Annotated in this window: 18 protein-coding genes, 2 tRNA genes and 1 pseudogene; 14 read left to right on the plus strand and 7 right to left on the minus strand. The window is 62.7% G+C overall.

Annotated features, from left to right (window positions below; translation table 11 throughout):
* From dnaA to ACPFL9_RS00055, 11 genes are all read left to right on the plus strand, one after another.
* Window positions 1-1,422 carry a chromosomal replication initiator protein DnaA gene (gene dnaA / locus ACPFL9_RS00005; RefSeq protein WP_426004998.1) on the plus strand — a complete coding sequence of 474 codons (1,422 nt, stop codon included), beginning with the start codon at window positions 1-3 and terminating at the stop codon, window positions 1,420-1,422.
* A 564-nt stretch (window positions 1,423-1,986) separates the two neighbouring features.
* Complete coding sequence (gene dnaN, locus ACPFL9_RS00010; RefSeq protein ID WP_426005000.1) at window positions 1,987-3,111, plus strand: DNA polymerase III subunit beta; 1,125 nt, start codon at window positions 1,987-1,989, stop codon at window positions 3,109-3,111.
* A gap of 32 nt (window positions 3,112-3,143) precedes the next feature.
* Entirely contained in the window at window positions 3,144-4,028 is an 885-nt protein-coding gene (gene gnd, locus ACPFL9_RS00015) for a phosphogluconate dehydrogenase (NAD(+)-dependent, decarboxylating) (RefSeq protein ID WP_426005002.1), read from the plus strand.
* A 23-nt stretch (window positions 4,029-4,051) separates the two neighbouring features.
* Window positions 4,052-5,245 carry a DNA replication/repair protein RecF gene (gene recF, locus ACPFL9_RS00020; protein WP_426005004.1) on the plus strand — a complete coding sequence of 398 codons (1,194 nt, stop codon included), beginning with the start codon at window positions 4,052-4,054 and terminating at the stop codon, window positions 5,243-5,245.
* Window positions 5,232-5,786, plus strand: coding sequence for a DUF721 domain-containing protein (locus ACPFL9_RS00025; protein ID WP_426005005.1), 555 nt, complete (start codon window positions 5,232-5,234; stop codon window positions 5,784-5,786). The genes recF and ACPFL9_RS00025 overlap by 14 nt, the downstream gene beginning before the upstream one ends.
* 339 nt (window positions 5,787-6,125) lie before the next feature.
* Entirely contained in the window at window positions 6,126-8,204 is a 2,079-nt protein-coding gene (gene gyrB / locus ACPFL9_RS00030) for a DNA topoisomerase (ATP-hydrolyzing) subunit B (protein ID WP_426005007.1), read from the plus strand.
* A 61-nt stretch (window positions 8,205-8,265) separates the two neighbouring features.
* Window positions 8,266-10,938: a DNA gyrase subunit A gene (gene gyrA / locus ACPFL9_RS00035; RefSeq protein ID WP_426005008.1), complete on the plus strand. Its 2,673-nt coding sequence runs from the start codon at window positions 8,266-8,268 to the stop codon at window positions 10,936-10,938.
* Window positions 10,935-11,597: a DUF3566 domain-containing protein gene (locus ACPFL9_RS00040; protein ID WP_426005010.1), complete on the plus strand. Its 663-nt coding sequence runs from the start codon at window positions 10,935-10,937 to the stop codon at window positions 11,595-11,597. Before gyrA ends, ACPFL9_RS00040 begins: the two co-directional genes overlap by 4 nt.
* Window positions 11,598-11,711: 114 nt before the next feature.
* Window positions 11,712-11,785, plus strand: a tRNA-Ile gene (locus tag ACPFL9_RS00045).
* Window positions 11,786-11,828: 43 nt separating this feature from the next.
* Window positions 11,829-11,948, plus strand: a complete 120-nt coding sequence (locus ACPFL9_RS00050) for a DLW-39 family protein (RefSeq protein WP_426005012.1) — start codon at window positions 11,829-11,831, stop codon at window positions 11,946-11,948.
* A 70-nt stretch (window positions 11,949-12,018) separates the two neighbouring features.
* Window positions 12,019-12,094 (plus strand) — tRNA-Ala (locus ACPFL9_RS00055).
* A 126-nt stretch (window positions 12,095-12,220) separates the two neighbouring features.
* Here ACPFL9_RS00055 and ACPFL9_RS00060 read toward each other — a convergent pair.
* Window positions 12,221-14,209, minus strand: a complete 1,989-nt coding sequence (locus tag ACPFL9_RS00060) for a beta-N-acetylhexosaminidase family protein (protein ID WP_426005014.1) — start codon at window positions 14,207-14,209, stop codon at window positions 12,221-12,223.
* A gap of 119 nt (window positions 14,210-14,328) precedes the next feature.
* Here ACPFL9_RS00060 and ACPFL9_RS00065 point away from each other — a divergent pair, with 119 nt between their 5' ends.
* Entirely contained in the window at window positions 14,329-15,237 is a 909-nt protein-coding gene (locus tag ACPFL9_RS00065; RefSeq protein WP_426005016.1) for a DMT family transporter, read from the plus strand.
* Window positions 15,238-15,262: 25 nt separating this feature from the next.
* Here ACPFL9_RS00065 and ACPFL9_RS00070 read toward each other — a convergent pair whose 3' ends face one another.
* Both ACPFL9_RS00070 and ACPFL9_RS00075 read right to left on the minus strand, forming a co-directional pair.
* Window positions 15,263-16,138 carry a glycosyltransferase gene (locus tag ACPFL9_RS00070; protein ID WP_426005018.1) on the minus strand — a complete coding sequence of 292 codons (876 nt, stop codon included), beginning with the start codon at window positions 16,136-16,138 and terminating at the stop codon, window positions 15,263-15,265.
* Window positions 16,139-16,263: 125 nt separating this feature from the next.
* Complete coding sequence (locus ACPFL9_RS00075) at window positions 16,264-17,232, minus strand: hypothetical protein (RefSeq protein ID WP_426005020.1); 969 nt, start codon at window positions 17,230-17,232, stop codon at window positions 16,264-16,266.
* A gap of 153 nt (window positions 17,233-17,385) precedes the next feature.
* Between ACPFL9_RS00075 and ACPFL9_RS00080 the strand changes: the two genes are divergently transcribed.
* Window positions 17,386-17,928, plus strand: a complete 543-nt coding sequence (locus tag ACPFL9_RS00080; RefSeq protein ID WP_426005021.1) for a peptidylprolyl isomerase — start codon at window positions 17,386-17,388, stop codon at window positions 17,926-17,928.
* Between the two features lie 9 nt (window positions 17,929-17,937).
* Entirely contained in the window at window positions 17,938-18,789 is an 852-nt protein-coding gene (locus tag ACPFL9_RS00085) for a rhomboid family intramembrane serine protease (RefSeq protein ID WP_426005022.1), read from the plus strand.
* Window positions 18,790-18,792: 3 nt separating this feature from the next.
* Here the strand turns inward: ACPFL9_RS00085 and ACPFL9_RS00090 are convergent.
* The 4 genes and pseudogenes from ACPFL9_RS00090 to ACPFL9_RS00105 all read right to left on the minus strand — a co-directional run bounded on the left by ACPFL9_RS00090 (window position 18,793) and on the right by ACPFL9_RS00105 (window position 22,176).
* Window positions 18,793-19,450, minus strand: a pseudogene (locus ACPFL9_RS00090) (GyrI-like domain-containing protein).
* A gap of 759 nt (window positions 19,451-20,209) precedes the next feature.
* Complete coding sequence (locus tag ACPFL9_RS00095; RefSeq protein WP_426005023.1) at window positions 20,210-20,827, minus strand: DNA-3-methyladenine glycosylase I; 618 nt, start codon at window positions 20,825-20,827, stop codon at window positions 20,210-20,212.
* Window positions 20,828-20,878: 51 nt separating this feature from the next.
* On the minus strand, window positions 20,879-21,589 hold the full coding sequence (locus tag ACPFL9_RS00100; RefSeq protein WP_426005024.1) for an alpha-ketoglutarate-dependent dioxygenase AlkB family protein: 711 nt from the start codon (window positions 21,587-21,589) through the stop codon (window positions 20,879-20,881).
* Window positions 21,586-22,176, minus strand: coding sequence for a methylated-DNA--[protein]-cysteine S-methyltransferase (locus tag ACPFL9_RS00105; protein WP_426007631.1), 591 nt, complete (start codon window positions 22,174-22,176; stop codon window positions 21,586-21,588). The genes ACPFL9_RS00100 and ACPFL9_RS00105 overlap by 4 nt, the downstream gene beginning before the upstream one ends.
* Window positions 22,177-22,182: the final 6 nt, after the last annotated feature.

Below are 22,182 nucleotides of genomic sequence, written 5' to 3' on the forward strand. Positions count from 1 at the left end.
ATGACAGTAGACGAAGCCAACCACGCCAATACTGTCGGAAGTTCCTGGCGTCGGGTACTGAGCCTGCTGGAGCAGGACGACCGGGTCACACCCCGTCAGCGCGGTTTCGTCATCCTGGCCCAGGCACAGGGCCTTATTGGTTCCACGCTCCTGGTGGCCGTTCCCAACGAGCTGACCCGGGAAGTACTCCAGACCCAGGTCAAGGACGCGCTGGATGACGCCCTGCGCAGCGTGTTCTCTGACGACATCCGGTGCGCGATCGACGTAGATACCGATTTGGTGCCTGTCCACGCTGAGCCGGAACCCGCCGTCGAACTTGCCGCCACACCGGACCTGGCGGTAGAGCCCAAGCCCCAGCCCACCCCTCCCAGCACGTCGCACGAGTTCGGCCGGCTCAACCCGAAATACATCTTCGACACATTCGTGATCGGTTCCTCGAACCGTTTCGCCCACGCGGCGGCCGTAGCCGTGGCGGAGGCACCGGCCAAGGCCTACAACCCGCTGTTCATCTACGGTGACTCCGGACTGGGCAAGACCCACCTGCTCCACGCGATCGGACATTACGCCCGCAGGCTCTACAGCGGCATCCGCGTCCGGTATGTCAACTCTGAAGAGTTCACCAACGACTTCATCAACTCCATCCGCGACGACGAAGGCACCAGCTTCAAGACCACGTACCGCAACGTGGATGTGCTGCTGATCGACGACATCCAGTTCCTTGCCGGCAAGGACCGGACCCAGGAAGAGTTCTTCCACACGTTCAACGCCCTGCATAACGCGAACAAGCAGGTTGTGATCACCTCGGACCAGCCGCCCAAGATGCTTGCCGGCTTTGAGGACCGCATGACCTCGCGCTTCGAGTGGGGCCTGCTGACGGACATCCAGCCGCCGGAACTTGAAACCCGTATCGCCATTCTCCGCAAAAAGGGCCTGAGCGAAGGACTTTCCGCGCCGGACGACGCCCTGGAGTACATCGCGTCAAAGATCTCCAGCAACATCCGTGAACTCGAAGGCGCCCTCATCAGGGTCACGGCGTTCGCCAGCCTGAACCGGCAGCCCGTGGACGTGGCCCTGGCCGAGATGGTCCTCAAGGACCTCATCACCGACGACGGCGCGCAGGAGATCACGGCCAAGCAGATCCTCGACCAGACCGCGGACTACTTCAAGCTCAGCATGGAAGAGCTGTGCAGCAAGTCACGCACACGCACCTTGGTGACGGCCCGCCAGATCGCCATGTACTTGTGCCGCGAACTCACGGACATGTCCCTGCCCAAGATCGGACAGGAGCTCGGCGGCCGGGACCACACCACCGTCATCCACGCAGACCGCAAGATCCGCGAACTCATGGCCGAGCGGCGTGTGATCTACAACCAGGTCACCGAGCTCACCAACCGGATCAAGCAGCAGCAACGGGACTCCTGAATCCACATCACGCCGCGCACTCCATACCTTATTAACAGGCGCATGTGGATAACCCTGTGGATTCTTAAGGGGACAAGCGCGCTTAATGGGCTTAAAACCCTTAAGCCGTCTGTGGATCGTTAAAAATGCCCCTTCCGGTTGTCCCCATCCACACCCTGTTTAAAACCCAGTTAACGCACAAGCCGTGAACAGGGCTTAACCGCGGAACCGCGCGGCAGGAGCCACTTATCCACAGTTTCCACAGCAGTTATTAACACTACGAATCCCAAAAAATTGAAATCCCTCAAATAACAACCTCGTTCTCCCGCACACCCGCCGGCCCCAAGGCCAGGCTGAAGGACAGCCTGCGGCTGTCCACCTATGAGGGGCGGCGCCCGTGGGGGATGGGTTAATCGCGGATCTTCCGGCTAAGCTGTCAGCAGCGTTCCCATCCCCGGGTCTGTTGTGTCATTCGTTGCGTGCGGACCATGCAGGTTTCCGGGTTGGATCGCGAAGAATTGGCGGGCGCCCACCAGGAAGTCCGCAGCACTACATGGCAGCAGCAATGAAAGGCGGCACCCTTCCGTGAAGTTCAGAGTCGACCGCGACGTCCTGGCAGAAGCCGTTACATGGACCGCGCGGTCGTTGTCTCCGCGGCCGCCAGTGCCCGTACTCTCGGGCCTCCTCCTCAAGGCGGAAGCCGGAACAGTCAGCCTTTCAAGCTTCGACTACGAGACTTCTGCCAGGCTCGAAATTCCTGCAGACATCGCCACTGAAGGCACCATCCTGGTGTCCGGGCGCCTTCTGGCCGACATCTGCCGCAGCCTGCCCTCCGCGCCGGTCGAGGTAGAGACCGACGGCAGCAAAGTCACCTTGACCTGCCGCCGAAGCAGCTTCCACTTGGCCACCATGCCGGAGTCCGAGTACCCCGCCCTTCCTGCATTGCCTGCGATCAGCGGAACGTTGCCCGGTGATGCCTTCGCCCAGGCTGTTTCCCAGGTCATCATCGCCGCAAGCAAGGATGACACCCTGCCGATCCTTACCGGTGTTCGCATGGAGATCGAAGACGACCTCATCACGTTGCTCGCCACCGACCGGTACCGCTTGGCCATGCGTGAAGTGCCCTGGAAGCCTGTCACCCCGGGTATTTCCACCAGCGCACTGGTGAAATCCAAGACCCTGAACGAGGTCGCCAAGACCCTGGGCGGCAGTGGTGACATCAACCTGGCCCTTGCTGACGACGACAGCAGGCTCATTGGGTTCGAGAGCGGCGGACGCACCACCACGTCGCTCCTGGTGGATGGCGACTACCCCAAGATCCGCTCCCTGTTCCCCGAATCCACGCCCATCCATGCCACGGTGCAGACGCAGGAACTCGTGGAGGCTGTTCGCCGTGTGTCGCTTGTTGCCGAACGCAACACCCCGGTGCGGCTTGCCTTCACCCAGGGGCTCCTGAACCTCGACGCCGGAACCGGCGAGGACGCCCAGGCTTCGGAAGAACTGGAAGCCCAGCTTTCCGGTGATGACATCACAGTGGCCTTCAACCCCCACTACCTGGTCGAAGGCCTCAGCGTCATCGAGACCAAGTTCGTCCGCTTTTCGTTCACCACAGCTCCCAAGCCCGCCATGATCACCGCGCAGGCGGAGGCAGACGGCGAAGACCAGGACGATTACCGCTACCTGGTGATGCCCGTCCGACTTCCCAACTAGCCCGGCACCCTTCGCAGAAAAGAGTTCACACTGTGCACATCGGACTGATCGGCCTTGGCAAGATGGGCTTCAACATGCGTGAACGCATGCGGAACGGCGGCATCGAAGTCACCGGCTATGACCGGAACCCGGACGTCACCGACGTCGCCTCGGTGGACGAACTCATCGCTGCCCTTCCCACCCCTCGCTTGGTCTGGGTCATGGTTCCCGCCGGAGCCGTCACCGATGCCGTGGTCACCGAACTCGGCGAAAAACTCGCCGAAGGCGATCTGGTGATCGACGGCGGCAACTCCCGGTTCACTGAGGACCAAAAGCATGGCGCCGTCCTCGCCGGAAAGGGCATCCGGTTCGTCGATTGCGGCGTCTCCGGTGGTGTCTGGGGCCTGCAGAACGGTTACGGCCTCATGGCCGGCGGCGCCGAAGAAGACATTGAATTCGCCATGCCTGTCTTCGATGCGCTGCGGCCCGAAGGTGAACGGGCCGACAGCTTCGTCCATGTCGGTGGAGTCGGCGCCGGCCATTACGCCAAGATGGTCCACAACGGTATCGAGTACGGTCTGATGCAGGCCTACGCCGAGGGTTACGAGCTCCTTGCGGCCAAGGACATCGTCAAGGATCTTCCCGGCACGTTCCGTGCATGGCAAAAAGGCACGGTTGTCCGTTCCTGGCTGCTGGACCTGATGGTCAAGGCACTGGACGAAGACCCCGGCCTGGCCTCGATCGACGACTACGTGGAAGATTCCGGGGAAGGCCGCTGGACTGTGGAAGAAGCGATCGCCAACGCGGTCCCGGCTCCGGCCATCACGGCTGCCCTCTTTGCGCGCTTTGCTTCCCGTGAAGACGTTTCACCGGCCATGAAGATGGTTTCCGCCCTGCGCCACCAGTTCGGCGGACACGCCACCCGTCCAGCCAACTAGGCTGCAGGAGCCCTGCTGACGGCGTGTACCTAGAACATCTTTCACTGACGGACTTCCGCAGTTATGCCCAGGTTGATCTGAAGCTTGGCCCCGGGGTGACGGTCCTGGTGGGGTCCAACGGGATCGGCAAGACCAACCTCATGGAAGCCATCGGCTACCTGGCGACGCTGAGTTCCCACAGGGTCAGCACGGACGCGCCACTGCTTCGCTTCGGCACCGAACGGGCCCTGATCCGTGCCCGCTTGGTCCGGGGCGAACAATCAACCATCATCGAGCTCGAAATCAACGCAGGCCGGGCCAACCGGGGCCGGATCAACCGGGGGAACCCGGTGCGGGCCCGGGACATCCTGGGCATATGCCAGACCGTACTCTTCGCGCCGGAAGACCTGGCACTGGTAAAGGGCGATCCTTCCAATCGGCGACGTTTCCTCGATGAGCTCCTGGTCAGCCTCGTTCCGCGCCACGCCGCCACCCGAAGTGACTACGACAGGGTCCTCAAGCAGCGAAATGCCTTGTTGAAATCCGCCCGCACGGGCAAGTTCACAGCAGGGCATGAAGCCACCCTGGATGTGTGGGACCAACATATGGCGCGGGCCGGAGCGGAACTTCTTCATGCCCGGCTGGAGCTCGTGGAGCGGCTTCGTCCGCACCTCAACAGCGCCTACGCCCAACTGACGGACGGGTCCAAAGAGGCCGGCGCGGTCTACCGCTCAACCATCCAGGGCGTCCTTGACGACGACGGCGGTCCGGCCGACCGCGCGACGGAACCTCCGGCGTCGTACGAGGACCTCCGGGTGCTGTCCGTCGAACAGCTCACCGAGCGTTACATCCAAGCCTTTGCAGCGTCCCGCAAGAAGGAACTGGAACGCGGAATTTCGTTGGTGGGCCCACACCGGGACGAACTTGAACTGGTCCTCGGACAAGCACCTGCCAAGGGGTACGCCTCACACGGCGAAACGTGGTCAATGTGTCTGTCGCTGCGTCTGGCGTCGTACTACGTCATGCTTGATGACGCCCGCACCGGCGGCACGGCACCAATCCTGATCCTGGACGATGTTTTCGCTGAACTCGATGTCCAACGCCGTCGTAAACTGGCTGCAATAGTGGCCGGTGCCGAACAGGTACTGGTGACAGCCGCCGTCGACGCCGATATCCCCGAGGAGCTGGCCGGACGGCGCGTAACCGTTGTTCCGGGAGGCATCGATGGCGAAGGGTAGTCCCGACGGACTCCAACCCGGCCGTGAACCGGATGAGATCGATGCCGCGCAGGCTGCGCTGAACCGCGTGCGGGAAGCTGCGGCCGCGCGGGGCGAAGTGCGCCAGCGTGCGCCGAGGCCGGGCCAGGCAGCCAACCGCAAGGGAGTACGCGACACCCGTGGTTTCAGCCAGTTCCATGGCACTGGACGGGATCCTTTGGGCCTCGGGAAGGTGGTGGGCAGGCTGGTCGCCGAACGCGGCTGGACCTCGCCCGTTGCGGTGGGCTCGGTCATGGCGGAGTGGGACGCCTTGGTTGGACCGGAAATTTCCGCCCACTGTACGCCTGAGAGCTTTACGGATACCACGTTGCATGTCCGGTGCGACTCGACAGCCTGGGCCACGCAGTTGAGGTTGCTCAGTTCCAGCCTCCTCGGGAAGTTCCGGAATGAGCTCGGTGAGGGTGTGGTCACCAGCATTCAGGTGCTGGGACCCTCGGCACCGAACTGGCGCAAGGGTGGCCGCAGCGTCAATGGTCGTGGACCCAGGGACACGTACGGCTGAACGGCGTGCAGGGCGATTCAAGGCCCCCGGACCGTATAGGCCCCCATCGGCACCCACGCAGGGCCGTTTCAGATAGGGCCAGTGGCCTCCCACGGGCATATTCAGCTCTCGGCTGCCTCCATATTTGCAGGGATCCGGCGGTTTCCACGATAGAATTGCCCTAGATCACTGAGCGCCGGTGAAACGTCCGTTGGGGTCCTGTATGCAGTTCCGTGCCATCCGGGACCCCCTCTGTCGCAGTAAACGGCGCAATCAGTCACGTGCCCTTTGACGGCTGCGGTTCGCCGCTGCCTGATCCGGGGACGACCGTCATCGAGTACAGAGGAGTCGAAAGCGCCTGTGGCTAACGACAATGCAGAGACCTTGGCAGTAGAGCCCGCGGAGGAGACTGTTACCAGCCCCGACGCCCCTGCGGAAACCCCAAGGGAGTATGGCGCCAGCGACATCACCGTGCTGGAAGGCCTCGAGGCCGTCCGCAAGCGTCCCGGCATGTACATCGGTTCCACCGGGCCCCGCGGCCTCCACCACCTGGTGTATGAAGTCGTGGACAACTCAGTCGACGAGGCCCTGGCCGGCTTCTGCAGCCACATCGAGGTGACCCTCCAGGCCGACGGCGGAGTCAAGGTCGTGGACGACGGCCGCGGTATCCCCGTGGACATCCACCCCACCGAAGGCAAGCCCACGGTCGAGGTGGTCATGACCATCCTGCACGCCGGCGGCAAGTTCGGCGGCGGCGGGTACGCCGTATCCGGCGGTCTTCACGGCGTGGGCATCTCCGTTGTCAACGCCCTGTCCCGCCGGGTCAACACGGAGGTGCGCCGCCAAGGCCATGTCTGGCGCATGTCATTCGCCGACGGCGGCAAGCCCCAGGGCGAACTCGTCAAGGGAGAAGCCACCGGGGAAACCGGGACGTCCCAGACGTTCTACCCTGACGGCTCGATCTTTGAAACCACCGAGTTCGACTTCGAGACTCTCCGTGCCCGGTTCCAGCAGATGGCGTTCCTGAACAAGGGCCTGAAGATTACCCTGACGGACGAGCGTCCCGTTGCCGGTGAAGGCGATGATGACCTGGACCTCGATGCCGTTGCCACCGAGGGCGAAGTGGCTGCCGAGCACCGCACCGTGGTGTACGAATACCCGGACGGCCTCCTGGATTACGTCAAGCACCTGAACTCCAGCAAGAAGGTGGAAATCGTCCACGAGGACGTCATCGCCTTCGAAACCGAAGACACTGAGCGGCACATCGCCGTCGAGGTCGCCATGCAGTGGACCACCGCCTACTCGGAGAGCGTCCACACCTACGCGAACACCATCAACACCCATGAGGGCGGTACCCACGAAGAGGGGTTCCGGGCCGCGATGACCTCGCTCATCAACCGCTACGCGCGCGAGAAGAGCATCATCAAGGAGAAGGAAGACAACCTCACCGGCGATGACATCCGTGAAGGGCTCACCGCCGTGATCTCGGTGAAGCTCTCCGAACCGCAGTTCGAGGGCCAGACCAAGACCAAGCTGGGCAACTCCGAAGTCAAGGGGTTCGTGCAGCGCGTTGTCACCGACCAGCTGGGTGACTGGCTGGAACGCAATCCCGGCCCAGCCCGCGACGTCATCCGCAAGGCCATCCAGGCTGCGCAGGCACGCATGGCTGCGCGCAAGGCCCGTGACAATGCACGCCGCAAGAGCCCGCTGGAATCCTTTGGCATGCCAGGGAAGCTGTCCGATTGCTCCTCCAAGGATCCTTCGCGGTGCGAGGTTTACCTGGTGGAGGGTGACTCCGCAGGTGGTTCCGCCAAGCGTGGACGCAACCCTGAGACCCAGGCCATCCTGCCACTCCGGGGAAAGATCCTGAACGTGGAACGCGCCCGGCTGGACAAGGCGCTCGGCAACGCCGAAGTCCAGTCGATGATCACCGCGTTCGGTACGGGCATTGGGGAGGACTTCGACATCTCCAAGCTGCGGTACCACAAGATCGTCCTCATGGCAGATGCCGATGTCGACGGCCAGCACATCACCACGCTGCTGATGACGTTGCTGTTCCGCTACATGCGGCCCTTGATCGAGAACGGGTATGTGTACCTGGCCCAGCCGCCGCTGTACAGGATCAAGTGGTCGAACGCCGCGCACGACTACGTCTTCAGTGACAGAGAGCGTGACGAGACCATCCGCAAGGGTGCCGCCATGAACAAGCGCCTGCCCAAGGACAACGGCATCCAGCGCTACAAGGGCTTGGGCGAAATGGACTACACGGAACTCTGGGACACCACCATGGACCCGGATCGCAGGACGCTCCTGCAGGTCACCATGGATGACGCCCTTGCAGCCGACCAAACCTTCTCCGTGCTCATGGGCGAAGACGTCGAATCCCGCAGAAACTTCATCCAGCAGAACGCCAAGGACGTCAGGTTCCTTGATATCTAGGGCCTCCATCGCTCAAGAGATATTCCAGAACTGACATATACCTGAAACGGAACATGACATTATGAGTGACGAAACTCCCGAAGTCCCGGCGGAAAACACCGACGTCCCGGATGCGGTTTTGGAAGGCGATTTGCTGACCGACCGCGTCGAACAGGTGGACCTGCAGACCGAAATGCAGCGGTCCTACCTTGACTACGCCATGGCCGTCATTGTTGGCCGCGCCCTTCCGGACGTCCGCGATGGCCTGAAGCCGGTCCACCGGCGCGTGCTGTATGCGATGTTCGACGGCGGCTACCGCCCGGACCGTGCCTTCAACAAGTGCGCCCGCGTGGTAGGCGACGTCATGGGCACCTACCACCCCCACGGTGACATGGCCATCTACGATGCCCTGGTCCGTCTCATCCAGGACTGGACCATGCGGTACCCGCTTGCCCTGGGCCAGGGAAACTTTGGATCACCGGGCAACGACGGCGCTGCTGCGCCCCGATACACCGAAACGAAGATGGCCCAGCTGGCCATGGAAATGGTCCGTGACATCGACGAGGAAACCGTCGACTTCCAGGACAACTACGACGGCAAGAACCAGGAACCCACCATCCTGCCGTCGCGGTTCCCCAACCTGCTGGTCAACGGATCCTCCGGCATTGCCGTGGGAATGGCCACCAATATCCCGCCGCACAACCTCCGGGAAGTCGCCGACGGCGTGCAGTGGGCATTGGAGAATCCCGGCGCCACCCGCGAGGAACTCCTTGAAGCACTCCTGGTGCGGATCAAGGGGCCCGACTTCCCGACGGGTGCCACCATCCTGGGCCACAAGGGGATCGAAGACGCATACAGGACCGGTCGCGGATCCATCACCATGCGGGCCGTAGTCAACGTCGAGGAACTCCAGGGCCGCACCTGCCTGGTGGTTACGGAGCTTCCCTACCAGGCCAACCCGGACAACCTGGCCATCAAGATCGCCGAACTCGTCAAGGACGGCAAGATCCAGGGCATCGCCGACCTCCGCGACGAGACCTCGGGCCGCACAGGCCAGCGGCTCGTGATCGTCCTGAAGCGGGATGCCGTGGCCAAGGTGGTCCTCAACAACCTGTACAAGCACACGCAGCTGCAGGACAACTTCTCTGCCAACATGCTGGCCATTGTGGACGGCGTGCCGCGGACCCTGAGCCTGGATGCGTTTATCCGGCACTGGGTGGCGCACCAGATGGACGTCATTGCGCGCCGCACCAGGTACCGCCTGCGCAAGGCCGAAGAAGAAGCCCACATCCTGCGGGCCCTCCTGAAGGCGCTGGACATGCTGGACGAGGTCATCGCCCTCATCCGCGCTTCCAACACCACGGACGCCGCACGCGAAGGCCTGATGGAACTCCTGGACATCGATGAACTCCAGGCGCGTGCCATCCTGGACATGCAGCTGCGTCGCCTTGCGGCCCTGGAACGCCAGAAGATCCAGGACCGCCATGCGGAGCTCGAAGCCATGATCGAGGAATACAACGCGATCCTCGCTTCCGAGGAACGCCAGCGTGGCATCATCAGCGAGGAACTTGCCGAGATCGTTGCCAAGCATGGCGACGACCGCCGTACTCAGATCCTCATGGGCTTTGACGGCGACATGTCCATGGAAGACCTCATTCCCGAAGAGGAAATGGTGGTCACCATTACGCGCGGGGGCTACGTCAAGCGCACGCGCAGTGACAACTACCGGTCCCAGCAACGCGGCGGGAAGGGCATCAAGGGTGCCCAGCTGCGCGGCGACGATGTTGTGGAGCACTTCTTCGTCACCACCACCCACCACTGGCTGCTGTTCTTCACCAACCTGGGCCGGGTCTACCGTGCCAAGGCCTACGAGCTCGCCGAAGGTGGCCGCGACGCAAAGGGCCAGCACGTTGCCAACCTCCTGGCTTTCCAGCCGGACGAGCACATTGCCCAGGTACTGGATCTCCGTGATTACCAGCAGGCACCTTACCTGGTGCTGGCCACCAAGAACGGACTGGTCAAAAAGACGCGTCTGGAAGATTACGACACCAACCGCTCCGCGGGCGTTATCGCCATCAACCTGCGCGATGAAGACGAGCTCGTATCCGCGCAGTTGGTCAGCGAAACCGACGACCTCCTGCTGGTGTCCCGGAAGGGCCAGTCCATCCGCTTCACTGCCACCGATGACGCTCTGCGTCCCATGGGCCGCGCTACCTCAGGCGTGACCGGTATGAAGTTCCGTGAAGACGACGAATTGCTGGCTGCGGACGTCGTCCAGGACGGCTCGTTCGTCTTTGTGGTCACCGAAGGTGGCTATGCCAAACGAACAGCTGTTGACGAGTACCGCTTGCAGGGCCGTGGCGGCCTGGGCATCAAGGTGGCCAAGCTTGCCGAAGACCGGGGTGACCTCGTGGGGGCCCTGATCGTGCAGGAAGAAGACGAAGTCCTGGTGGTCATGGAAGGCGGCAAGGTGGTCCGTTCGGCGGTCAGTGGCGTGCCCGCCAAGGGCCGTGACACCATGGGCGTGATCTTCGCCAAGCCCGACAAGAACGACCGCATCATCGAGGTTGCCCGCAACAGCGAACGCGGCTTGGAAGGCGAAGAATCCGAGGACGCACTGGACGATGACGTAACGTTGGCTGCAGACAACGATGCCTCAGAGGGCGTCGCGACGGCAGTAACGGAAGACGACGCAGACCCGGATACCGATGCGGGCGCGGAGCTGAACGAAGACAACACCGGAGGTAACGAGTGAGCAATTCGGACTCATATCCCAAGCCGAGCACGGGTGTATCCGGCGGGGTCCGGCAGCCCTCGGGCACCGCACAGACCGGAACGCCGGCCCGGCCGCAGCAGCGGCCAACCGCAGGCCAGGAGAGCGGACAACGGCCGGCGAACGCGCCGGGCCAACGCCCCGCATCGGCAGGCCAGCGGCCGTCAGGCACACCCGGCCAGCGTCCGACCCAGCCGGGTCAACGTCCGGCCAGTGCCGGCGCCCAAAGGCCGGCCCAGGGCAACCCCGGGCTCGTGAAGCCAGCGCCGAAGGCCAAAGTCCGCCGCGCACGCCTGCTGGTGAGCAAGGTTGACCCATGGTCCGTGCTGAAGATGGCGTTCCTGCTGTCCGTGGCACTCGGGATCGTGACCGTGGTGGCAGCCATCGTTCTCTGGACCGTGTTGGATCTCACAGGCATCTTCAACCAGGTGGACAGCCTGCTGGGCACCTTGGCGGGCTCCGAAGGCAGCGGTTTCGAGCTGAAGAAGATCGCATCCCTGGGCCAGGTGGCATCCTTTGCGACGATCATCGCCGTGGTAAACGTGGTCCTGCTGACCGCCCTCTCCATGCTCTCCGCAGTGCTCTATAACATTTCGGCAACGTTGGTGGGCGGCATCGGCGTGACGCTGACCGACGACTAGCAAAAAACCGCGAAAATCCGCCGAAAAACGGCGGAAAGCAGCGGGACGAAAGCCTCGATTTGAGATCGGGCCGGGATGTGCTGTACAGTCATATCTCGGCCCGATGAGGCATCGGGGCGTATAGCTCAGGCGGTTAGAGCGCTTCGCTGATAACGAAGAGGTCCCAGGTTCAAGTCCTGGTACGCCCACGGAACCTAACAGGTTCAGGAAACTGAACGGAATGAGGTACTTGTGAAGAAGTTGCTGGTAGCAGTAGCAGCGGCAATCGCAGGTGTCCTGGTCTACAAAAAGGCCCAGGAATCCGAAGCCCGGAAAGAAGTCTGGAGCAAGTCCACCGACAAGGTTGACTAGCAATGGATCCCGGCACCAACTGGTCTTGACCAGCTCGGGCATGGGGTATGATGGACGGGTTGCTTCTTATGGGGGCATGGCGCAATTGGTAGCGCACCTGCTTTGCAAGCAGGGGGTTAGGGGTTCGAGTCCCCTTGCCTCCACCATAAGGAAAGTCCCGGCCAGGAATGGCCGGGACTTTTTCGTTTAACCCATTCCCCGATGTCCCCCCGGCACCCAACTAAGTCGCAGTTGTGCGCGTTTTGGGGGCTCAAAACGCGCACAGCTGCGACCTAGTTGGGTGGGAGGGTTTCGAGTGCCCGTTCGAGGAAAGTCTTCAGTTCGCTGTCTCCCAGGATCGGGGTGACCACGCCCAGTTCCAGGGTGGGCTGGGTTCTTGCGCCGGCAGCCGTCAGTGCCCGCTCTACGTTCCGCCGGCCCTCAGCCACTCCTGCTGAATCGTTCCGTGCGGAGGCCTCCAGCATCTCGAGGGCGTCTTCCACACCGCGGCCATACTCAGCGGCCGCGGTACTCCAGTGCGAGGCATCGGATGCGAACCCGGGGACCGCCATCCGTTGCAGCAGCTCGGGCAGCCGCTGCAGTAGCCGCGCCCTGGCGAGGAGATCCCCTGAAGGTGACCTGCCGGCGTCGTAATCCGACCAAAACCGCTCAATATCGGCCCGCAGCTGTGGAGCTGACGGTGTCAGCGGATCATCCTGCCACTCCTGGTTCAGGTCAGCGAAGGCGCGGACTGCCGAGCGCACCTCAGGGTCCGGCCCGGCCAGGAGGTCCAAGGCAGCGTCCATGGAATCCTTGGGATCGTAGGCCGGTCCGTTCCAGGTGAAGTCCGCGTACGTGAAGACTGCCGGGAGGGACAGATACGGCTGGATCATGGGGTTGGTGACCATCCCGCGGACGGTTTGGTGCAATGTGGCATCACGGCCAACGACGGGAGCCATGAAGAGGTGGTCCTGGGAAAAGTCGTTGACCGGGTAGTTGTCCCAGACCACCAGGGCACGGGGTGTGCCGGCAGTCCCGTAGGTGCGGCTGGCGTCCCGTGCGGACTGTGCGGTGATGCGGTGGGAGACGACGTCCTCGCCGGTCCACTGCACCACGATCGAGGGATCAAGCGATTCGCCCAGCACTTCCTTGTAGGCATTGCTTGCCGAGCCGTTATAGAAAGTGGGGACCGTTTCCAATGGCTGGAGGCCCTCCTTGGCCGCACTGAATTGTTCATTCACCCGGTTAAGGAACCGGGCCTGGGCCCTGGCCAGGTTGGCCTGTCCCGCGCCGAATTCCTCCAGGTCCCCCGCACACTGCACGCGGGTGGCAATGTCATCCAGCGGAATGACAAAGGACCTGACCCCCAGCGAATACAAGGACTCAAGTTTTGCCAGCGCGTCCTCAAGATCGGAGGGACGCGAATAGCAAATGTCGATTCCGGGCGACAGGGCGTAGCTGAAGCCGACATGGTTGGCGGTGGCCGTGGCGATGAGCTCCTGCAGCTCCGCCAGCTCCTCGTCCGTGTACAACTCCCGCCATTTGTCCCGCAGCAAGGGATCGTCCTTGGGTGAATAGATGTAAGTGTTCATCTTTTGGCGGCCCGCGAACGCTATGACATCAAGGCGCGCCTGGTGCGACCAGGGAGTGCCGTAGAACCCCTCGATCACGCCGCGGGTTTCCATCAGCGGCCAGTCGCTGATCCGTACGCTGGCCACCGCACCGTCTTTCACGAGCTGGCGGAGGGTCTGCACGGCATGGAACAGCCCGTCACCGTCGCTCGCGGCGAGTACCGCCGTCGGGATCCCCTCCCGCTCTCCGGTGGCGATCGCGTAACCTTCCGGGCGCTCCAGGGCGTCCTGCACGGTTTCGGGGTTCCCTCCCGCCACGTCCTTCAGCAGCGTGCCCGCAGCCTCATCAGTCCCGAGGTGGACTTCCGAGGAACCCTCCTCCGGACTCCCGGTGGCGGCCCCGGGTTCGGACATACCCCCGGCATCTGCCACAAGGTCCTGGATGACGCTGATTGACGCCGGGTCCGTTCCCGGCGCGGCCACAATGTAGACCCGCCCGTTCAAGGGAACAGTGCCGTTTCCGGACCTGACATCCTGGGGCATCGGATGGACGGCCGGTATGCCTTTCCGGTCCTCCCCCCGGGGATCCCCGCCATCACGGGCAACTGTGATCCACGCCACCACAACCACCAATGCCATCGCGAAAGCCGCGGCAACGATCAGCAGGGATCGCCTCCGCCTGGTGCCAGCGCCGGCAGGTGCTGCGTTCAAATCGGGTATCCCCTTGGGTATGCCGTCTCCGGCTCACTGGAACGATGTGTCAAGACAATCACACCCCGATGGTGCTGGATAGGGGCGGGACGAGCGTCGCGCCAAACTAGAGTTGTTGCGTGAACCTCCTCATTGCCGCGCTGGGTGTGCTGGGCGTTGCGTCGTCCGGGCCCCTGATCGCAGGTACCCTCGGCGCTACCTCCGTGACGGCACTGGCCATCGCGTTCTGGCGGAACGCTCTTGCGGCCGTCATCATGGCGGCGCCGGTGGCCATCAAGGAGCCAAGGCAGTTTGCGCAGATCACGCGCCGCGAGCTGGGCTGGTCCGTTGTTGCGGCCGTGGCACTGGCATTCCACTTTGCCTGCTTCATCACGGCGCTCCAGCTGACGTCGGTCGCGGCCGCCACGGCACTTGTCTGTCTGCAGTCGGCATGGATTGCCGTCTTCCAACTGTTCCGCGGCACCCGTCACCGCTGGCCTGTGCTGGCGGGCCTCGGCATCGCCTTCGCCGGTGTCGTGGCCATTACGGGATTCGACATGGGCTCGTCCCCGGAAGCGCTGCTGGGCGACATCCTGGCCTTGGCCGGCGGAGCTTTGGCGGGCCTGTACACGCTGGCCGGCGGAAAGGCGCGGCAGAGCATGGGTATCGGGACGTACACCGCCCTGTGCTACGGAATGTGCGCGGCCTTGGTGGCGGTCATGGCGTTGGTGGGCGGCCAGCAACTGACAGGGTTCGACGCCGGAGGCTGGCTTGGGATCCTTGCCATCACCGTCTGCGCGCAACTGGTGGGACATACGGCGTTCAACCATCTGCTGGCAACCATGAGCCCGCTGGTCGTCTCCATGATCATCCTGCTGGAGATCCCCGGCGCTGCCGTCCTTGCGGCGGTTTTCCTGGCCGAGGCCCTGCCCGCCGGGATTTACGCGGGCCTGGGGCTGATCCTCGCAGGACTAACGGTGGTGGTGGCCGGCCAACGCCGGGACCGGGCGGAAGCACACCGGCGCGAGGCGGAACTTGGCACAGACTGACGTGCCGCCGTCGGGCTGTCCGTAATTACAGCCCGACGCGTCTGGCGCCCTGGGCGGCGTTGGCCGTGTGGATTGCGCGCAACAGCTTGGCCGGGAAGTACACGGAGAAGAACACCACCATGGGTGCCTTCAGGGCCATCTTCTTGACGTTGTGTGCCTTGTAGGTGCGGTCGAACCGCGTCACGTAGTAGCGGTAATCCCGCGGCGAATCTTCGAGGCGGCGCGCTGACATGCCGGAGACCATCTGCGGACAGTACTGGATGTGGAGGTCGTGTTCAGCCAGGTGCAGTGAGAGGTCGATGTCTTCATGCATCTCATCCTTCTCATCCAGGCAGGCTTCGTCCCGGATGGTTTCCCAGGCGGTGCGCCGGAGGGCCATGTTGGAGCCGAACAGGAAGTGGTACTGGTGCTTGGCCAGGCGCAGCATGAGCTGCCGCATTTTATCGTCCGCCTTAAGCCCGAAGCGGCGCATGGGCATGTCGTAATAGACCACCGGGCCGGTGGCAGCCTGCACATGACGGTCCATGAAGGCTTTCTGCACCTGCTCCACCCAGTCGGGCTCCAGCACCGAGTCGGCATCAATGCGGCCCACGATGTCCGAGGTGGCGCTGTTCAGTCCGAAGTTGCGGGTAGGAATGAGGCCCTGCACCGTGTCCTGCTTCAGCAGGATGATGGGGCTTTCCGGGTACTCCTGCTGCATCTGGCGCACGATCCGCGCCGTCCGGTCCGTGGACAGGTTATCCACCACGATGATCTCATTGGCCGGAACAGACTGGTAGATGGCCGCGATGAGGCACTGGCGGATCACGCTTTCCTCGTTATACGCCGGGATGACGATTGATACGCCGGGCGGTTCCGGAGCATCCTTGAGGGCACCCGCGAGGGGTCTATCGGCAGACATCACTTCAAATCTAACACCAGCCACACCGCGTCAGGCTGAGCGCCGGATGACGCCCCGGCAAACACTGAAGGGACCCCTTCCGGGATCCCTTCAGTGTTTTGTCCGGCAGTGATTGCCGCGCGTTCCTAGAGACCGGAGTCCTTGGATTCGGCGCCCTTGTCCTTGTCCAGGCTTGCGGCGATGTTCTTGACAGCCGTCTTGGCGTCGGTGGCGACGGTGCCCTCCACGTTGGCGAAGGCGTCCTTGGTGGCCTGCTCGGCCTCGGCTGCAGCTTCCTCCGGCGTCAGGTCAGCAGCGTGCTTCTCCGGACCAGTGGATGCTGCCGCGGTGGCGGCGGTTGCCGATGCCGTGGCATCCGACGCAGCCGTGTCCGATGCCACGGGAGTGGTTGACGGTGTGGGGGTCACGGGCGACGGTGTCTTCCATGGATCTTCAACCGGCTTGGCAGCCTTCCAGGCTGCGACCCCGGCGGCCACGGCAGCAGCGATGACGGTGACGATCAGCAGGCCACGCTTCCGGGGCTTCTGCTGCTTGCCGAGCTGCGCGGAGACAGCCTTGCCGGCCTCGTCCGCAACGACCTTGATGTGCTTGCCAGTTGCCTGGGCCTGTTCCTGCACACTGTGGACAACACCCGAGTCCGCAAGCTTCTGGGCAACGGCGTCCACCTGCGCCGGAGCGTTCTCCAGGACGTGATGGACTGCCACCGAGGCCTGGCCGAGCTGTTCGGACAGCTTGGGCAGGTACTCCACCACAACTTTGTCCCGCGCGAGGCCGATGGCCGGGGTGGCCTTGTTCAGTGCTTCCTGGATCCTGGGAGTCGCATCCTCCACAGCGTCATGGATCTTCGGCGCGAGGTGGGCCAACCCATCCTGGATCCGCGGGGTTACGGTCGCAACGCCGTCCGCCAGGTTGTGGGCTGCGCTCTTCAGGCCCTCCTGGATCTTGGGGGAAGCGGTGTCAATGCCGTGCTGGATGCGGGGAACAGCCCAGTTGACGGCAGCTTCAACGCGGGGCGCCGCCCAGTCGCGGGCGTTATCCACACCAACCACCACGGAGTGTTCAATGTCGCGGGCAATACGGTCTGATTTCTTCACAACTACCTCCCGATACACATGCTCGTTTGTTGCTAGCCTACGTGGCTTGGGGAACACCGGCTATTCATCTGCGCGATTCTTCCCGGATTTCACCCAGCGCGGAACCGGCTTGCGGGCCCCACCGGCGTTGACCCTGCATGAAAGAATGTCCCCATGACCATTGCAACCGCAAAAGCAACAATCCACACGAGCCTGGGCGACATCAAGGTTGACCTCTTCGGTAACCACGCCCCCAAGACCGTGGCCAACTTCGTCGGCCTCGCCACCGGTGAAAAGTCCTGGACGCACCCGGAAACCGGTGAAGACAAGACCGGTACGCCGCTGTACAACGGCACCATCTTCCACCGGATCATCAAGGACTTCATGATCCAGGGCGGCGATCCCCTGGGCCGTGGTGTTGGCGGACCGGGCTACAAGTTCGACGACGAAATCCACCCCGAGCTGACCTTCAATGCCCCTTACAAGCTGGCCATGGCCAACGCGGGCATCCAGATGGGCAAGGGAACCAACGGTTCACAGTTCTTCATCACCACTGTCAACACCGACTGGCTGTTCGGCAAGCACAGCATCTTCGGTGAAGTCACGGACGAGGAATCCCGCAAGGTTGTGGACGCGATCGAGGCCGTCCGCACCGGTATGGGCGACCGCCCTGTTGAGGACGTCGTCATCAACAGCATCGACATCGAACAGCTCTAACCTGCATCCATGAGCTACGGAATCCCGTCGGCAGAGCCGTCCGCTGATATCCCGGTGTGCCCGAGGCACCCGGACCGGCCCTCCTATGTGAGGTGCCAACGCTGCGGGCGCCCCGCGTGCCCCGAATGCCAGCGGGCGGCCGCCGTCGGGTTCCAATGCGTTGACTGCGTCAACGAGCAAAAACGTACGACGCCGGCCTACAAGTCCGCATACGGCGGCGCCTTGGCCATGGGGCGTCCTTTGGTGACGTACACGATCATCGGGTTGTGCCTGCTGGTCTTCATCCTCCAGTGGGTGCTGCCGGGAGACGTCATCTTCCAGAACTTCGCGTTCGCCAACATCTTCGCGGAGAGCCAGCCCTGGCGCATGCTCACCGCGGCATTCCTGCATTCGCAGGGCTTCCTGCTCCATATCGTCCTGAACATGTACACCCTGTGGATCTTCGGCCAAGCCCTTGAGCCGTTGCTCGGGAGGATCCGCTTCCTCGCTGTGTACCTGATGTCCGCGATCGGCGGTTCCATAGGTTTCCTGCTCCTGACACCCGACCGTCCGATCGTGGGAGTCGTGGGGGCCTCCGGCGCCATCTTCGGCCTGTTCGGCGCCATGTTGGTGGTGCAGAGGCACCGCGGCGGAGAAACCAAGCAGCTGTGGGTCCTGATCGCGATCAACGGTGCGATCGGCTTCTTTGTCCCCAGCATCGCCTGGCAGGCACACCTGGGTGGGCTCATCACCGGTGGCCTTGCTGCTGCCGCCATCGCGTACGCGCCGCGCGGCAAGAACCAAGCGCTCCTGCAAGCGGGCGGGCTGGTCCTGGTCGCCGGGCTACTGGCCGTAGTTGCCGGATTCAGGCTGGCTGCGTAGCGCCTATTCCCCAGGGACGACGGGGTTCCGGGGCAGTTGGCCCGCTGCTGGTATCACGGGCTGGCGGAGGATCGTTTTGAGCTTCTCCGGCGCCGTGCGGCGGGCGTCGCTCAAGTAGATCTCATGGTGTTTGCCGGTCATCGTGAGTGAGTTTTCCGGGATGAACCCGTTGTGCATACTCTCCAGCACCGGCCCCTCGGCATCGTAAGGGCCAATGTGCAAGGTCTGGACGCAGAGCCCCTCCTCCAAGGGCTCCAGTCGTAACGCATCCAAGGATGGCGCTTCCCCTTTGGCCGCAACCACCTCAAGGATCCGTTCCAGATGGTCTTGGCCGATCCAGTCCGGGACCAGGTTCATGGCTGTCCATGACCATAGAGATTTGTCACGTGCGCTGGTGAAACTCTCCATATAGTCCGCCCACCAGAGTCCCTCCAGCGGCATCACACCGTAATCCCTGTCCAGTTCCTTCTTGCTGAAGAACTTGAGTGCGTACGCCACGGGGTAGATCGTCTTGAGGGCATCCTGATACCCCTGTGAGCTGTTGGGATCACCGTGCCCGTCAATCATCAGGTACTGCAGCCGCGGCACCTGTGACGAGTGAGAACTTTCCGCGGGGCGCAGTGTAGGAGGGAATGGACTTTTTCAGTTCTGCCTTCTCCATGCCCACTCCACTCCTTCTTTCGGCGGCTGTCACTGTCCCTGCCGCCCTTCGTCTCTTTAGCGTTTATCCACAGGAGTTTTCCACACTGTGAGTAACTTACATAGGTGTAGTTAAAGGTGACCCCGGTGTCAGAGGTGGCCTGTGGGGACAGATATCCCCTCAAAGGCATGAATTAGTCCACATCTGTGGATAACTTTGTCCCCTACGGGGCTGGAAATGTGGACAAGTGAGGTCCAGGACCACCATCTGTGGAAAACACTGTTAATTCCGCACGCTTAGCCCGGGTTTCAACAGGCTTATCAACACTGTTAATAACTTACAGGACTGTAATTCAGGCGTGACGAGGGCCCCGGATCCCAGCAACCGCGGGCCCTCTCAAGTGAAGTGCCACAGGTTTTCCCCACCTGTGGATAACTTGTGGGTACTGGCATGTTGTTAAGTGGGTAAGTCTCATGGAGACGCTTTGGCGCTCCGGGTGGAGCGGCGGATCATCCTCTGCGGGGAGGAACCAGAGTGGGTGACGCCGGCAATGCTGTGACCGTGAACTTTCCGTGAAGTCACGGCCACTATCCACAGCGATGTGCACACTGGGTAAAACTCTCAGCAGGGTACTTTTGGTGGCTGGACACCGTCAGGACGCGGGAGATGTGCTGAGATGCGTGGATGTCCACAAACTTTATCCCCACCTGTGGATAAAGTTACGCACTTTTGTGGACAGGGCCGGGCCTCCATGCACGCGGCGTTGTGCTGCCGAGGGCTTCAGGCCCACACTCCGGATGAACCGCGCCTGTGGCTGTCCAGCAAGTGGGTATCCACGATCCCCACTGCCTCCATGAGGGCAAACATGGTGGTGGGTCCCACGAAAGCAAACCCCTTCTTGCGCAGCGCCTTGGACAAGGCAATGGATTCCGGTGACGTGGTGGGTATGTCAGCCACGGTCCGGGGGGCGGGAGTTGAAGCGGGCTGGAAGGACCACACGAAATCCACCAGGCCGCCCTCTTCGCGCAGGGCAATGGTGGCTTTGGCATTGGTGATGGCAGCGTTGATCTTCAAGCGGTTGCGGACGATCCCGGCGTCCAGCATGAGGCGTTCAACGTCGGCCTGGTTGAAGGCGGCCACACTCTCAGGGTGGAAGTCCAGGAAAGCTTTCCTGAAAGCATCGCGTTTGCGGAGGATGGTGGCCCAGGACAGTCCAGCCTGGAATGCCTCCAAACTGATGCGCTCGTACATCCCCTGCTCGTCCCGGACCGGCATGCCCCACTCGTGGTCGTAGTACGACTGCATCAAGGGGTCAGCGGCTGCCCACAGTGGACGCGCCAGGCCGTCAGGACCGACGATGATGCCGTTTTCTCCAGGGGTCACGCAGTTCTCCTCCATTGCTCCTGCGGATATTGTGCACCGCGGCCCTGACATTTTCTGATGACGCTTTCAGGACAGGCCGGTCACCCTCATGGTGATGTTGATCCGTCCCCCGGAAAGACCGCATCCGTCCGGTGCTGTTCCGGGAAGGACCTTGGGAATCCCGTGGTAGGCGAACCGGGACGGTCCACCGAAGACGAAAAGATCACCGGAGCGAAGGTGCACGTCGGTGTAAGGCTTGGTCCGGGTCAGCGTATTCCCAAAGCGGAAAACACACTCGTCTCCGATGCTCAAGGACACTACGGGGGCATCAGACAGTTCGTCCTTGTCCTGGTGCATGCCCATGGCTGCGCCGTCGGAGTAGAAGTTCACCAGCGCGGCATCAGGCGTGTATTTTGCTGACAGTCCTGACAGGGAGGGGTCTGCCCCGGAAGACGCGGCCTCCAGCGCCTTCCTTCCCAGCCGCACCATCCAGTCCGGGAAGTCCAGGACGGGCAGGCCATTGACGTCGGTTGCTTCCCGCGTGTAGCGGTACGGTTGCCAATGCCAGCCCAGGCACACTGTCCGCACGGACATCCGGCGGCCTCCTGGCAGGGTTGCGGCACGCAAAGGTACTGGTCCCTGGCTCCACTCTTCGAAGCGGGCCACAATCCACTGTTGCTGTTCCAAGGTCAGCCACCCAGGCACATGGACTGCCCCGGGAGCTATCTCCCGGGGTCCGGAGGGTGAGTCATCGGCAGGTGCCACCAGCTCCCGTGGGAACAACGCGTCTTCACTCATGCGGCCGCCTCCAACGCGAGGAGGGTCCGTTTGGCCTCGGTTCCCCCGAGGTAGCCACCGTAGCTGCCGTCCGTCCTGACCACCCTGTGGCACGGGACGATGACGGGGATCGGGTTGGTGGCACAGGCTGTCCCCACCGCGCGGACGGCATTCGGGCTCCCTGCTGCACGAGCCACTTCCGCGTAGCTCTCGGTCCGGCCATAGGCAATCTCCGGAAGGTGGTGAAGGACGTTCAAACGGAAGCCCCGCGACAACCGGAAGTCCAGCGGAAGATTAAAGGTCCTGCGTGTCCCGCGGAAGTACTCGGTCAATTGCCGGGCAGGTTCCGCAAGCTGCGACGGTACGTGAAGGATGTTGGGGCTGACTGTTGCGGCCAATTTCTCCAGCACCGCCTGGTGATCTTCGTTTTCGAAGGCTACGCGGACTATTCCCTGTTGCGTTGCCGCCACCAACAGGTTGCCCACCGGGGAGGTGACCACGGTATAGGCGATCTTTAGGTCGCCGGTCTCAAGCGCTGCCTGGGCAAGCCGCTCATGAAGCCCGGCAAGTGCCGGCTCCAGTCGATGGTCCAGTGGTTCGAGCAGCATGGCCAC

The sequence above is a fragment of the Paenarthrobacter sp. NyZ202 genome (assembly GCF_049860755.1).
In the GTDB taxonomy this organism is placed as follows: Bacteria; Actinomycetota; Actinomycetes; order Actinomycetales; family Micrococcaceae; genus Arthrobacter.

Bases quoted from the DNA above. Each gene is read 5' to 3' on its own strand.
- dnaA (WP_426004998.1), top strand. From the start codon at position 1: ATGACAGTAGACGAAGCCAACCACGCCAATACTGTCGGAAGTTCCTGG.
- ACPFL9_RS00025 (WP_426005005.1), top strand. From the start codon at position 5,232: ATGGCGAAGGGTAGTCCCGACGGACTCCAACCCGGCCGTGAACCGGAT.
- gyrA (WP_426005008.1), top strand. From the start codon at position 8,266: ATGAGTGACGAAACTCCCGAAGTCCCGGCGGAAAACACCGACGTCCCG.
- ACPFL9_RS00070 (WP_426005018.1), bottom strand. From the start codon at position 16,138: ATGTCTGCCGATAGACCCCTCGCGGGTGCCCTCAAGGATGCTCCGGAA.
- ACPFL9_RS00080 (WP_426005021.1), top strand. From the start codon at position 17,386: ATGACCATTGCAACCGCAAAAGCAACAATCCACACGAGCCTGGGCGAC.
- ACPFL9_RS00085 (WP_426005022.1), top strand. From the start codon at position 17,938: ATGAGCTACGGAATCCCGTCGGCAGAGCCGTCCGCTGATATCCCGGTG.
- ACPFL9_RS00095 (WP_426005023.1), bottom strand. From the start codon at position 20,827: ATGGAGGAGAACTGCGTGACCCCTGGAGAAAACGGCATCATCGTCGGT.
- ACPFL9_RS00100 (WP_426005024.1), bottom strand. From the start codon at position 21,589: ATGAGTGAAGACGCGTTGTTCCCACGGGAGCTGGTGGCACCTGCCGAT.
- ACPFL9_RS00105 (WP_426007631.1), bottom strand. From the start codon at position 22,176: ATGCTGCTCGAACCACTGGACCATCGACTGGAGCCGGCACTTGCCGGG.